The 12,152-nt window shown below is 55.1% G+C and carries 12 protein-coding genes; 10 read left to right on the top strand and 2 right to left on the bottom strand.

The window, feature by feature from the left end:
• Positions 1-253 precede the first annotated feature (253 nt).
• From VI08_RS06675 to VI08_RS06645, 7 genes are all read left to right on the top strand, one after another.
• The gene (locus tag VI08_RS06675) at positions 254-625 is read left to right on the top strand and encodes a helix-turn-helix domain-containing protein (protein WP_045828782.1); all 372 of its coding nucleotides are present in this window, start codon (positions 254-256) and stop codon (positions 623-625) included.
• Complete coding sequence (locus VI08_RS22355; RefSeq protein ID WP_052697728.1) at positions 618-1,154, top strand: ImmA/IrrE family metallo-endopeptidase; 537 nt, start codon at positions 618-620, stop codon at positions 1,152-1,154. Before VI08_RS06675 ends, VI08_RS22355 begins: the two co-directional genes overlap by 8 nt.
• Positions 1,155-1,539: 385 nt before the next feature.
• Positions 1,540-2,856 (top strand): DEAD/DEAH box helicase, encoded by a 1,317-nt coding sequence (locus VI08_RS21200; RefSeq protein ID WP_084621330.1) that lies wholly within the window; start codon positions 1,540-1,542, stop codon positions 2,854-2,856.
• A gap of 131 nt (positions 2,857-2,987) precedes the next feature.
• Complete coding sequence (locus tag VI08_RS21660) at positions 2,988-4,472, top strand: hypothetical protein (RefSeq protein WP_157006396.1); 1,485 nt, start codon at positions 2,988-2,990, stop codon at positions 4,470-4,472.
• 375 nt (positions 4,473-4,847) lie between these two features.
• Entirely contained in the window at positions 4,848-5,867 is a 1,020-nt protein-coding gene (locus VI08_RS06655) for an HNH endonuclease (protein ID WP_084621328.1), read from the top strand.
• A gap of 118 nt (positions 5,868-5,985) precedes the next feature.
• Positions 5,986-6,600: a hypothetical protein gene (locus tag VI08_RS06650; RefSeq protein ID WP_045828779.1), complete on the top strand. Its 615-nt coding sequence runs from the start codon at positions 5,986-5,988 to the stop codon at positions 6,598-6,600.
• A gap of 553 nt (positions 6,601-7,153) precedes the next feature.
• Positions 7,154-8,746 carry a hypothetical protein gene (locus VI08_RS06645; protein ID WP_157006393.1) on the top strand — a complete coding sequence of 531 codons (1,593 nt, stop codon included), beginning with the start codon at positions 7,154-7,156 and terminating at the stop codon, positions 8,744-8,746.
• Between the two features lie 102 nt (positions 8,747-8,848).
• Here VI08_RS06645 and VI08_RS21195 read toward each other — a convergent pair whose 3' ends face one another.
• Together VI08_RS21195 and VI08_RS06635 are read right to left on the bottom strand one after the other, a co-directional pair.
• Positions 8,849-9,325: a DUF535 family protein gene (locus tag VI08_RS21195; RefSeq protein WP_269745828.1), complete on the bottom strand. Its 477-nt coding sequence runs from the start codon at positions 9,323-9,325 to the stop codon at positions 8,849-8,851.
• A gap of 103 nt (positions 9,326-9,428) precedes the next feature.
• Positions 9,429-10,361 (bottom strand): hypothetical protein, encoded by a 933-nt coding sequence (locus tag VI08_RS06635; RefSeq protein ID WP_045828776.1) that lies wholly within the window; start codon positions 10,359-10,361, stop codon positions 9,429-9,431.
• A 234-nt stretch (positions 10,362-10,595) separates the two neighbouring features.
• Between VI08_RS06635 and VI08_RS22490 the strand changes: the two genes are divergently transcribed.
• The 3 genes from VI08_RS22490 (at position 10,596) to VI08_RS06620 (ending at position 12,095) form a co-directional block, all read left to right on the top strand.
• Positions 10,596-10,913, top strand: a complete 318-nt coding sequence (locus tag VI08_RS22490) for a restriction endonuclease (RefSeq protein ID WP_084621324.1) — start codon at positions 10,596-10,598, stop codon at positions 10,911-10,913.
• A 216-nt stretch (positions 10,914-11,129) separates the two neighbouring features.
• Positions 11,130-11,438, top strand: a complete 309-nt coding sequence (locus VI08_RS21655; protein WP_198148860.1) for a hypothetical protein — start codon at positions 11,130-11,132, stop codon at positions 11,436-11,438.
• A 198-nt stretch (positions 11,439-11,636) separates the two neighbouring features.
• Positions 11,637-12,095 (top strand): hypothetical protein, encoded by a 459-nt coding sequence (locus VI08_RS06620; protein WP_052697725.1) that lies wholly within the window; start codon positions 11,637-11,639, stop codon positions 12,093-12,095.
• Positions 12,096-12,152 lie beyond the last annotated feature (57 nt).

The following is a 12,152-nucleotide window of genomic DNA, read 5'->3' as shown; positions in this document are numbered from 1 at the left end:
CTTTCAGGTACCTTTGAAAGTCTTTCAAAATGCCATTCAGCGGAGTATTTATTACAAATCAACTAGTTATGAACATTTTTTGAGTGTGCTAAAGAATTCTTGCCTAGCACCTCGATCCGGAGCGGCCCTCACACTAGATGTGGTGTCAATTGTTGACAACGAACACATCATGATTGAAATTATACCCATTGGTTGAGAAAACGAGTATAAGGTATATACTGACCTCGAACGTATCCAACGCAGGCGGCCACCCATGTTAAGTCCATTCGGAAAATTGCTCAGGAAGATGAGGATAGACCGCGATAAGACGCTGGCTGATCTGGCAGGTCTGGCGAATGTGAGCACAGCCTTTGTTTCGGCTGTGGAAACCGGGCGCAAAGCAGTGCCGCCTTCGTTTATTGACGCGGTGACGCGCGGACTGTCGCTCACTGCCAGTGAAGAGTCATCACTGGCGCAGGCAGCCGCCGGCCAGGCGAAGGAGGTCACGATTTCGCTTGCCAATGGAAGCGATCGGGCACGCGAACTCGCCGTAGCGTTCGCCCGGCGCTTCGAGAATCTTTCAGAGGGCGAGGTCGAAAGCTTGTTCAAGCAAATTGCCCCTCCCCGAGGAGACAAAGATGCGTAGGCGTGGATTCGAGGTGTCGCCCCTATCAAAGCGACAGGTCTGGGACATCGCGTCTGGCCTTCGAAACTCCTTCCGGTGCGACCCCGAAAAGGCGTTTCCGCTGTATCAGTACCTCGAGCTCGAACTCCCTAAGGTTTGGCCTGACTTCTATCTGGGTTCGAAGGGCCTGGACGAAATGGGAGATGATCACGGTTGGACGTTCCCCGACAAAGCTGAGATCTGGCTTCGTGAGGATGTCTACGATGGCCTACGAACCGACCGTGGCAGGGACCGATTCACCGCCGCCCATGAACTTGGCCACCTAGTGCTTCACGGATGTCCACTTGCGCGATCCCGGCGCCCGTCCGGTGAGCTTCCGCTGTTTCGCGACTCGGAGTGGCAGGCGGACAACTTTGCCGGCGAGTTCCTTATGCCAGTCGAAGTTGTCCGCAAATTTCCTGATCCTTGGACCCTGGCCGCGGAGTGCGTTGTTTCAGAACAAGCTGCATCCGTGCGGATCAACGAACTGAGGCGGGAACGCTTCATATAAAAAAGCTCCCCAATGCTCGAACATTGAGAAGCTTTGGCATGGTGGTGAGGAGTCCCTCTGCCGACCACGGCTGTCTTGGTAGGACGCTTGAAAGTGTAGCACTTTCATATCCGTGGGCAACTATCTCCTCCAGACAAATTTGGAGTGATTGAGATGGACGCAAGTCATTTGCGGCCTAAGATCGTCTTCGTGCGAAATTACGTTCGCTTCCGCTTCGGTAAGTGGGAACACGTTATTCAGCACTGGCGATCGGCCCCCCACCAATACGTTCTCTTCGCCTAATCGACTGGGCGCGCATTGGTAGCGCGCCCAGTCCTTCCCTATGGGACTCGGTCAGATGTGTGGCTCGGGACTCCCGAGCCCTGCGCGCAATTGAGGGAACAACATGAGCTACTTCGAGGAAAACGGTGATTGCTTCGTCATCCGCCCGTCCTCAGGCCCCAACGCGGGCTTAAGGCCTGGGCAGATCGCCGCGCTGTACGCCACTGCCGCACATTTCACGAGCAGCGATGAGGGTGCAATTGTCTCGCTGCCGACTGGTTACGGTAAGTCTGCCGTACTTGTTGGTCTGTGTTTTCTACTTCGCCCGAAACGCGTCCTAGTCGTGGTACCAACTGCTTCACTACGGAAGCAAATGGGCAAAACCTTCTCGGACTTGGACGTTCTAAAGCGGCTCGATCTTCTAGCCAATCGTGACCTTCGTCCTCCGACAGTAGCGTTACTTGAGTCACGGCCAGCAAACCGTGAGGCATGGGTGGCTCTAGAGGGAGCTGACGTAGTCATCGCTACACCGCAGGTCGTTAGCCCGGAAAACGACGGAGTTTCACCCCCGCCGGAAGGCTTCTTTGATCTTGTACTTGTCGATGAGGGGCATCATTCACCCGCGGCAACATGGGCAGCCCTACTTTCGCATGTGAATGCGAACCAGGTTCTCGTATCTGCAACTCCATTTAGGAGGGACCGCCTCGGACTTCCAGGCAAACTCATCTTTCACTATCCGCTTAGAAAAGCTGCGGCGGAGGGAGCATTTGGCAAGGTTACCTTCGATGCAATCGATACTCCGGAGGGCGCTGACAGACCCGAAATAGATGAGCTATTGGCGACTAAGGCAGAAGCGATATACAGGCGAGACCGCGACGCTGGCTTTGACCACCGAATGCTTATCCGTACAAACACCGTTGCTCACGCGAAGGATCTGGTCAACCTCTACGTTGCAAAGGGACTGAGGGTTGAAGCTGTTTCGAGCATGGTGTCGCGGCGCCAGATCGATAAGATCGAGCAGCGTCTCGCATCTAATGACATTGATGGCGTCGTATGCGTCGACATGTTCGGTGAAGGATACGACTTTCCGAAATTTAAGATTGCCGTACTTCATGCGGTACACAGATCTCTTGTACCCACCCTGCAGTTCATCGGCAGGTTTGCCCGTACCAACGACCTAAAAACCGCTGACGCGACGTTTATAGCACCGTTTAGCCACGTTCAGAGCGAGAGCGGTGAGTTGTTTCGCGAGGGCGTCGATTGGTCTGTACTTCTTGCCGATGTTGCCGATGCCCAGCAGGCGAAGGCAGCGGTCGAACGTGAGTTTACTGAAGGATTTGATAGCACGGACACAGGCTCGGTGGTCGACCTTCTGACGCTGGACAACGTTCGCTGCCATTTCACGCAGCGATCTTCAGGGCATCTGTGGAGCCTTACCTGACGAATCCCCCCGCATTGATCAACCAAGGTCGGATAGTTGGATCGTGGATTAGCCAAGATAGGCTTACCGCTATCCTAGTTACGCGCACGACCGGATCGCCTGATTGGTATGCGACCAATGAGCTTCGTACCGTGAACTTTGACTGCTTTGTCATCCGCTACTTTCCCGACAGTTCACTTTTCTTCATCACAGCCACGTCGCGATCAGGACGATCGTATGGGGAGATAATCCAGCACTATCTGGAGGGATCGGCATCCAAGATCAACTTCCGTGTGGCGAGGCTGGTCCTCAATGGACTCAACAATCAGGAATTCTTTAACGTCGGTATGCGCAGCACCTCACCGATTCGTTCGGCCGAGTCGTACCGAATATCAGCTGGTGCTAATACTGACAGAACCATCTCCGATTCCACGGGGGCCAAGTATGCTCCTGGTCATTTCTTCGGGAGGGCTGTCAACGGCGCTGGCCGAACCGAATTGATTGGAGCGAGCGGCGGAGGTCGTGTTTGGTCGACGGGACGCAACTCCATCAAGTCGGTAGTTGATTGGGTCTCCGAACTTCATGCGAGAATTACGGCCAAGCATGTTTCGATTGGTAAGTCGGGCCTTGATCGCTTGCGCCTCGGCGAGCCGCTGGAGCAGATACCCCTAGATACAGTGATGGCCGACTGGGGCCCAGACGCTTATAAAACCGCCCCATCGGTCCGTTGGCAGGACGGAGATGTGTCTGTCGCAAGCAACATACTGGATTGCGATATACGTTCGTTTCAAGTCGAAGATGATCAATCGAGCCTTTCGTTTGATATCGCCGACGAAAATCATCGAGTATCAATTAGGTACGACCCGTCTGCTTCTCCGTCGTACAGCATCATGGGGAACAGTCCACTGCGTCTTCTTGTCGAGGCCAATGATCATCAATTTATTGGTATTGACGAGTGGCTCGATGATGTCTCGCTTACTTATTTCACGAAGAATCTTGCCACGTTCGCTGACGGCACTCTTCACGAAGTGGTTCCGTCAATTTCCCTCAACGCCGAATCGTTGAGGCCACGTGTTTGGGATGGCTGCGACATTTCTACCGAGTTTGGTCCAGCCAAGGCCGAAGGTTTGGTCTCAATTCAACCCTTTCTGAAAGATATACTTGTCGCCTCGGGACCTACGTTCTTGATCTACGACCACCGAAGCGGTGAGGCCGCTGATTTTATTGTCGGTCGTAGCGTCGATGAACAACTTGTAGTCGAGCTTCATCATTGCAAGGGTGCAGGAGGTAAGCCAGGAGCTGGTCGAGTCGATGATGTTTATGAGGTAGCTGGTCAAGCGGTGAAGTCCGCTCGGTTTTTCGACAAAGAGTTCCTACTTCAACACATCAAGAGGCGGACGTTAGAAAGAAGGAATGGTGGGCACTCTCCCGTGTTGGTTAGTGATCGCGAAAGCATCATTCGGCTGATCGAGTCGACCGATCCCATCAGCTTTCGGCTCGTCGTGTTTGCCGTTCAACCAGGGCTATCCGCGGCTTCACTTGATGATGAGAGCGCTGATAGTGTGCGGCGGATCATGGCCGCCGCAAATGACTGGGTAGGTCAGGATTGCGAAATTTACTGGACTATAAGCGACTAGGAAAAGTCATAGTGGGATAGGCTGAGGGTCGACGGCTGCGACGGCGCGCGGCCGGATAATTTGCCCGACCTGAGTGTTATGGTCGAGGCATTCGAGCATATCTTCCTCGTTGTCCAAATGCTCATTGAGGGATTGAAGAGGAGTGGTCGGGCGATCTATCTGGAACATTGACCGATGCAGCCCCGCTTTGCGCGAAGCCACCTGCAGCCGCTTCCGAATGATTTCCGCGAAGATCCCTGCCCCCGCATCCGCGTGGCGAAGTTGCTTTCGTAATCCTTCCCACCATTCCCAACGCCGACCCCGGTGCATGGCTGAGCGTGCCCTCATGGGCGCGGGCCGGAAGCTCCTCCATCCACCGCCTACAGCAAAGCCATCATGAATTCTTCTTCGAGCACGAGCCACGACGCCTTCCTGCTACTGCAGGGGCCACCATACGTCGCCTCGCGGTGTATTCAGTGCATGGCGCCACCTCCCTTGACCGAGGAGCATATCTTCGCCGATGGTGCCGGAGGACTTCTCACGGCCAACATCCTATGTGAGCGATGCAACCGTCACTTCGGCCGGCACATCGACGCCCCGTACTTGAAGCAACCTTTTATCCAGGTCGCACGAAATGCGCACAAGCTCGGAGGGCGACGTGGAAACATCCCGCAGCCATTCGAGGGCCCGCACACCGTCACCGGACCTAGCGGAAGCGTGCAGGTCAAACTGGACGCTGATTTCAAGCCGCGAGTCATACCGCAGATCAAAGACGTGTCGATCACCCCAGAAGGGGGGCTGGCCAGCTCATTTCTGATCGATGCGTCCGACCGTGACAAGATCCCCGTTATTGTTCGATCGAAATTCGAACGATTCTTCAAGTCCCCTCAAGGCGCTGCGCTCGGCTGGTCGCCGCAAGAGCAGCGGCGGGCTATCGACCAGGCGATCGAGAACTACAAGAATGCCCCGAGTCATTCCACGCCAACCGGCGAGATCGCAGGCCAGGTAGCTGTGGATATGCCCTGCCTCTTTTTGGAGGCCGCGAAGGTCGCATTCGAGATCGCCGCGGTAGAGGATCGCGAAAGCTTCGTCGAATCAGCGCGTGCGACGCACTTCCGCGACCTCCTGGGCTCGGTGCGAGACGGCACGATTCCAACCAGATCTGGTTTTGACGATCTGATGCACGCGTTCGATGCAGAGCCTTTCTCTCGGGGCACATCGCTACTACACCATGTCGCGAACCTCGCAAATTCGCCGACGCACGCCCTCCACATCGCAGTGCTGCATGAAAAGCATGCTGTCGTCGCCATGTTCGGCATCCCCTTCATCTTCCGGAATCTGCGAGATACGTCCGGGCACGGTGCGATCTACTCCAACTGCGTAGAACGTAGAGAAGTTCGGTACATGCGCACCTGAGGGCCGCATCGCCCACCAACAAATAATACGGCGTCAGAATAGCTATTCCGAAATGCGCGGTGCAGCCCGGCCAACGTCAATACATGGTTTTCTAACTCACTGAAGGATATGCGTTTAAATGAATCTGGCCTGGTCTGACATCAAGGAAGTCTTCTTCACGATCGGCTCGGTGGCGGGCGTATTTGCAGCGTTGCGGCCAATATTGGAAAGCCGATTCCAGCGGGATCAAGAAAGGATCCGCCGGGTCTTCGAGATCCTTCCCGAACAGATGATTATCGAGCTTGAATCAAGTGTCTATACGTTCCGTAGGGTTTCTAGCGACGACTTCAACAGATTTTCTGGTCTTATCGAGGAACGGCGGGCGAATCAGAACGGGCTGCGTTTTACCGGGCCGTTGAGGGAGAGGCTGCGCCAGGAGACTGACTCCCTACTCCATGCTTACAAATCGCTCCGAGAATTGATTCAGGTCCCTTGGTGGCAGCCACATGTGTCCGATAACGACGATGGGACGAAGCACTACTCCTGGGACTTTAACCGCTCTGCGTTCACGGATTTTGACCAGCTCGCACCTCCCTACGCAAAACATCTCGATCAATGCGGCGAGCGCGCTGAAACTATCCGCACGATCTATCAGCGCCTTCAAGTGATCAACGAGCTGCACTTTCTCGAGGTCCCGCTCGCAAGCTACTTGCTGAAGCGGCGATTTCGCAATAACGGACTCGACCACACATGAGCAAGTGTTGTCCGGCAAATTAGAACAGCGTGCGATCATCTATCCAGAGGCACCCAGTGCTTTCCGTGAGGGCACTTCTCGTCAAGACGCGCTTCGCTCCCAGAACAGATGACGGTGTACGTCGCACCAACGGATACATCCATCTGGTGATCCTCGCCTGGCTTGAGTTCGAAGCGATTCGCTCCGGTCCCGTTGCAAACGTGGAATGACGCTGTCTGGGATGCCGGACAGCTGTTCTTAAAAACACCTTTTCCACTTGCCGTACTGGAATCTTGTGCAATGGCGCCAAGAGAGACGGTCGCAAGAAGTGCGCCCACACAAGCCTTCTTAGACTTATTCATGGCTTTTACCAACCCTCCGTGCAAAACCTAGTTTTCTGGCTTTTACACCGCGAATGCTCCGCTGCCAACCACTTCGGCGGCCTATGTTTCAGCCATGAGACACACCGTATCAAAGCACTCTTTGCGCGTAGGCAGAATTTCCAATACCACGCAAACCTCATCATGCAAGCGTCCGAAGCGGCGTTAGCAGCTTCCCGAATGAGGACTCATCCATGGATAAGTGCAGCACGCTTTCAGGAATTTCCGCGCTCGCGCTAGCAGCCTGTGGTGCGGCATACGCGCAAGAAAGACAGTCTACGGACCGAATATCCCTTGATCATGCCTACTTCAGTAGCGCCATAGGCAGAATCAACCTAGGGAATATCGGTCCAATTATTTGCCCTCTATGCTTGTTGCCGCCGCCGCCGCCGCCGATACCTGCCCTGCCGAATCCCATTCAGGTATTGAATGACATTCAACACGCCGCCGCAACGGGAGTTCATCTTGCCGAAACGGCAATGTGGGACGTCGTTCGGAACACCGGAGCCACTAGCGCAGGGCTAGTCGAGAGCGGAATAACGGTCATTAAATCGGGCGCAAATTCGGCAAACGTCATATGGAAGGATAGCTCTGGCGCAATCGTGAATGTCACCGAGACGATCGACGAGAACGTCGATAAGCGGGTCACGGCCACCTTCGGCAAGGACGTCTCAAATTACGCGATGGCCTGGCACTACAAAGCCGATGACGTAAGACGAAAAATCAGCGATGGTGTTGACGCGGCGAAGGCAGGCGCGCGTTACGCGGAACGCGAGGCGGCCGCCGAGGTTAAAAACGCCGAACGGACTGCAAACTACCTAAAACAAGGTGATGTGGGCAAGGCGATTATCGCATCGAGCATCGATAGAGCACGATCAAACGAAGACAACTCGTTCAAGGCCATGCAGGAGAGCGCGCTTATTCGCCAGGCCGCGCAGCAGGCTGCCGCAATGTACGGCGGACCTGGCGGCGTCGCAGCGTTCGAGGCTTGGTACACGTACCGGACCACCGGTGATGTCGACCAAGCCTGGAAGGCCGGCATCAGTACAGGTATCGCTTCCCAGGTGGGGGCGCAGGCCGCCGCGATGCCGTCAGGAACAGCTCAGGAGATTCTTTCAAAAGCCGTCGTGGCGGGAACTGCAGGCGGCATCGCGGTAGCGATGCAGGGAGGGAGCGAAGCGGATGTCACGAATGCCTTTCTTCACACAGGCGGCAACGTCATCATCCAGTCTGCGTCTGATGCGTTAGCCACGCGCGTGGGTCCAGAAAACATGGAGACCGCACATTGCATCTCAGCGAGAGATCTCGGCTGTTTTTCTCACAGCAAATTCGTCACCGAAGCTCATGACAAACTCCAACGATATGTTGTTGATCTTAACGGACAGTTGCCGCCACTTCAGGCAATCGACGAATACACGGGCACATGGCTAGGCTCGAACCCGGCGACCCCGAAGGGCAGGCAAGCGCTCTTCGTTGGAAGCATCTCCAAGCTTCCGCTTCTTGACGCAGTACCCGTTGATGGCAAGAGGTTCCTTCTCTCTACGTCCTTCGGAACGGCCGGCCCACTCAGTGGAACAAAGCCGTTCGTCGTCCTGACCGAATATCCTGAATGCGCAACCTCGCTGAGATTCCACGTGCCCGATGGTGCCGTCGGCGCATGCCCGTTCAGCTGGAACGTCAAGCATGTGCGCACCGAAGCAGAGGGCGCACAGCTCCGTCTGCCCGACGAGAGTTCAGGCACGCATGAAACGCCCGGGATAGAAGTAGCTTCTAACCATACGCACTAGATAGGCCCCAATACACGGCTACCCGTCGTCATGGCGGACGGATGCTCTTCCAGGCACTCCGCAATAGGCCAGCGTCATCCACCCCCGACCGCAGGACACTGATTAACTGGTACGCGCCACCGGGCTCGAACCGGCCGAGTTGCCCATCGCGCCGAGGAGTGCGTACATCGCCTCGCGCCGACGATGCGCAGATCGCTTCTTACTTGCAACGTCCGCACGTGGCTCACGACCTAGAGGTATATCGAACCAGCTCAAGGTAGCCGGCTGGCCGCCATACTCCGACCACATACGGTCGTAATCCGTGACTACGGCCGCCTTCCGATAATTCAGAGAGTGTCCGAGGTTGCTGACCCTCAGCATCGACGTCGCTCCGGCGTGCCGGGCGATCTCGCGGAAGACGTGCACCAGCACGCAGCGTGGACGAATGCCATGAAAGTCCTTCGTTGCTTCCTCGATCAAGTTCACGCCATTTACGTCCGCGGTATCCTGCAAGCAAGCGATGTAGCCCGTCCGATCTCCTATCGCGAGGCTATTAATTCTGCATCGGCCCGAACCTGACTCACCGCTCGGCGGCAGCATTACTATGACGCCAGCTCGAATAACGACAGTCTTTGCAACCAAGATGTACATGCATCGACGCCTCGCCAGTGGCGCCATCCGCCGGCGAGTATTCATCGATACGTCAAACGAGAAGGCTATGAAGGTATCGAATGGCCCCACCGCCACTAATGCCGTGCCTTACTCTTAGGTCAAAATACAGCGCACACAGCTCTGGAAAAGCGGATGGGTCGATTTTATAGGTCTCACCGTCCAGATATTCGAGATCGGCGTAACGTTCAAGGCGATCAATCAGGTTAGCCATATCTTCGCTAAGATCATCGTCTTCCTCATCGTCTGCACCGTACCCCACGCCGTAGTCCTGAAGTTCACCAACATCGACGTATCTCTCGCCCTCGAGCTGCAAGAGAACCCACGCAATCAGCATACGTTGCTGAGAAGCCTTGAAGTCGTTGAGAGATTCCCTTGCTCGTTGAAGAACGTAATCTCCATCGCACAAGATTGAGGCACAATGTGCCGCGATTTCGTAGTCATGCAGAGAATAGAAAGCCCATGCTTTTTTAGGCCCGACCACAACGACATCGTCCATCGAGGAGTATTTGGCTCTAATGCGTCTCTCTAGGTTGGCATGAGATACGAGCGCTCCATCGCCACAAAGAAAGATGTAGTAGATTTTGACCCCATGCTTCGACTTTGCATCGAGATATTGTGAGGCGAGCTTCGACTCAAGCGGTTCGCCTTCGCGATCTTTTTTCAGAGAGTCCTCGATCTCTTTGTAGCTTTTAATCTGGATTCCGACGTTCTTAGACTCCATGCCGTCCGCCCGATAGCGGAAAAAGATATCGACACCCTGATCGTTCATGGCCTGAATGTCGTCGACGTAAGTGTGATGCCGCGCGTACGATTGAAGGACCATATCGACGCGCTCAGTGAATTGAGGGCACAGATCGTTGTTATGCGCGAGATCTCTGAATTCGCTTTCTATGTCTGGAGCATCATGGCCGCGGAGAAATTCGGAGAGAAGCTCCTCAGGTGTCGCCTTATTCGTAATAAACATTGCTTTTCCTAAGCGTTTAGCGTGGCTGCCTGAAAATCATTTGTTATAACGCCCCTTGTCCTCGGCGCATTATGCCTCGGCCCATCCAGAGGTATACGGCAAGGCGGCGTCATTATTCTATCGATCCGACGGAACGTTGACACTCTTAACGGCATGGGCGTCCTCATTGCGTCCGCACCGATATTGCTACTAAATAAGCGCAGCCCGCTGCAATAGTGGACAGGACCGGCCTCCATGCTCATCCCGAACTCAGACATCAAGCATTGGCATGATCTCCAGGATCAGGTTGCCTCGCTCTTCCGCGAAATGGGTTACACCGCTCGTACGCCGCATAAGCTCGCGCTGGTACGTGGTATTAAGGAAGTCGACGTCTTCGTTGAGAACCCCGGGCATAACATCCCGCACAAAATCATAGCGGAGTGCAAGCATTGGTCCAGGCCCGTGCATCAGGAGGTCGTTCACGCCCTCCGATGCATTGATAGAGCATTGCAGAGTTCGAGACTTCACCGTTACTCCGTCATCCTCATGATCCGTCATGACGGCAATTCCTAGCGATCGCGCCGTCCTAGAGCAATAGGGTCGCCTAAAGTTTCGTGCGTTTCCGCCGATAGTCTGCTCCGGACGGTACGACTGCACCCGGATATCAGGCTATACGATGCGCCCAGCACGCCCCGAACTCACTGCTCGCGTTGGTCCGTTGAGCAGATCAACAGGGGTGCACTGCAGAATCTAGCCAGATTGCCCAGAAACTCTACTTCAGGACGAAACGTGAGTATCCGAAATGTTTGGCTTTTGTCTGCGGCTCTGACCCTTGCTGGGTGCGCAAACTACGAAGCCGATGCGAAAAAGGCGATCCTGGAGAAGATGAAGGATCCCGATTCTGTTCAATTCCGTGACATGATTAGTTTATCCAACAAGGATAGCTACGGCCAGCCGCACCCCATCGTTTGTGGCGATTACAACGCCAAGAATGCGTACGGTGGATATACCGGATATGAGCGCTTCATCTTCGATGATGGCCGCCTCTTCCTCGGCACCGATGGAGATGCCTTGTACTCGAAGTGCCCGAAGAAGTGATCAAAGTTTACTCGTTGAAGCTTTAATTTTTTGCGCTCATTAGACGTGCGCAAGACTCGTTCTCGTTGGTCAGAATTCGGCAGGCAATCTGGTAGTTCGATTTGAGCTGATGCTGGCTTCGGATTCCCTCTTCTAGTAGGTAGAGATTTGTGCCTATTATTTTGAACAGTTCTCCCTGCGGCGGATGCATCTGAGTCCATGAGCCAGAAATCCGAAGACATCGTCCGTTTCGTCGCCAACCTTCTGCCGCTGTACACAAACACAGAAGTCGACGGCCGCACCTGCGCCCTATCTCTCATTGACGGGACGGTGGTCGCTCCCATCGTCGACCCTGACCTCGACCCGATTGATGACGACGGATGGGTGATGGTGTACTGGCATGGCAATCCGAAGCGAGCAACCGAGGTGTCGGGCGCCTTCTTTGCGAGCCAGGCGGTGCTCCGCTACATCGAGCTCCGTGAAGCTGGCTTACCGGCTGGCACCTACCGCGCCGAGCGCGATGGGCTGGCGGAGCATTTCAAGCACAAGACCGGCGCGAACCTGTACTACGCGGAGGGTGACATCGAGTCGCGGATGAGCACGACCGTGCGGACGCTCGGTGGCAAACTGTTCGGCACCGTCGCTTCCACCATCATCAGGCACCTGACCGGCCTGTGACGCAGGGCCGGTCGCACCTCCTAAGCCATAGCTCCGCTGTAGTTGCGAGCAATGCAG

Origin of the sequence: Luteibacter yeojuensis, from assembly GCF_000964085.1 — a bacterium.
Lineage (GTDB): Bacteria > Pseudomonadota > Gammaproteobacteria > Xanthomonadales > Rhodanobacteraceae > Luteibacter > Luteibacter yeojuensis_A.
The sequence above is the reverse complement of the archived record's forward strand: the minus strand, read 5'-3'. Positions and strand labels throughout refer to the sequence as shown.

What these genes read in the sequence shown, in the direction of transcription:
- VI08_RS06675 (WP_045828782.1), top strand. Translation starts at nt 254, where the DNA reads ATGTTAAGTCCATTCGGAAAATTGCTCAGGAAGATGAGGATAGACCGC.
- VI08_RS22355 (WP_052697728.1), top strand. Translation starts at nt 618, where the DNA reads ATGCGTAGGCGTGGATTCGAGGTGTCGCCCCTATCAAAGCGACAGGTC.
- VI08_RS21200 (WP_084621330.1), top strand. Translation starts at nt 1,540, where the DNA reads ATGAGCTACTTCGAGGAAAACGGTGATTGCTTCGTCATCCGCCCGTCC.
- VI08_RS06655 (WP_084621328.1), top strand. Translation starts at nt 4,848, where the DNA reads ATGAATTCTTCTTCGAGCACGAGCCACGACGCCTTCCTGCTACTGCAG.
- VI08_RS06650 (WP_045828779.1), top strand. Translation starts at nt 5,986, where the DNA reads ATGAATCTGGCCTGGTCTGACATCAAGGAAGTCTTCTTCACGATCGGC.
- VI08_RS06645 (WP_157006393.1), top strand. Translation starts at nt 7,154, where the DNA reads ATGGATAAGTGCAGCACGCTTTCAGGAATTTCCGCGCTCGCGCTAGCA.
- VI08_RS21195 (WP_269745828.1), bottom strand. Translation starts at nt 9,325, where the DNA reads ATGCTGCCGCCGAGCGGTGAGTCAGGTTCGGGCCGATGCAGAATTAAT.
- VI08_RS06635 (WP_045828776.1), bottom strand. Translation starts at nt 10,361, where the DNA reads ATGTTTATTACGAATAAGGCGACACCTGAGGAGCTTCTCTCCGAATTT.
- VI08_RS22490 (WP_084621324.1), top strand. Translation starts at nt 10,596, where the DNA reads ATGCTCATCCCGAACTCAGACATCAAGCATTGGCATGATCTCCAGGAT.
- VI08_RS06620 (WP_052697725.1), top strand. Translation starts at nt 11,637, where the DNA reads ATGAGCCAGAAATCCGAAGACATCGTCCGTTTCGTCGCCAACCTTCTG.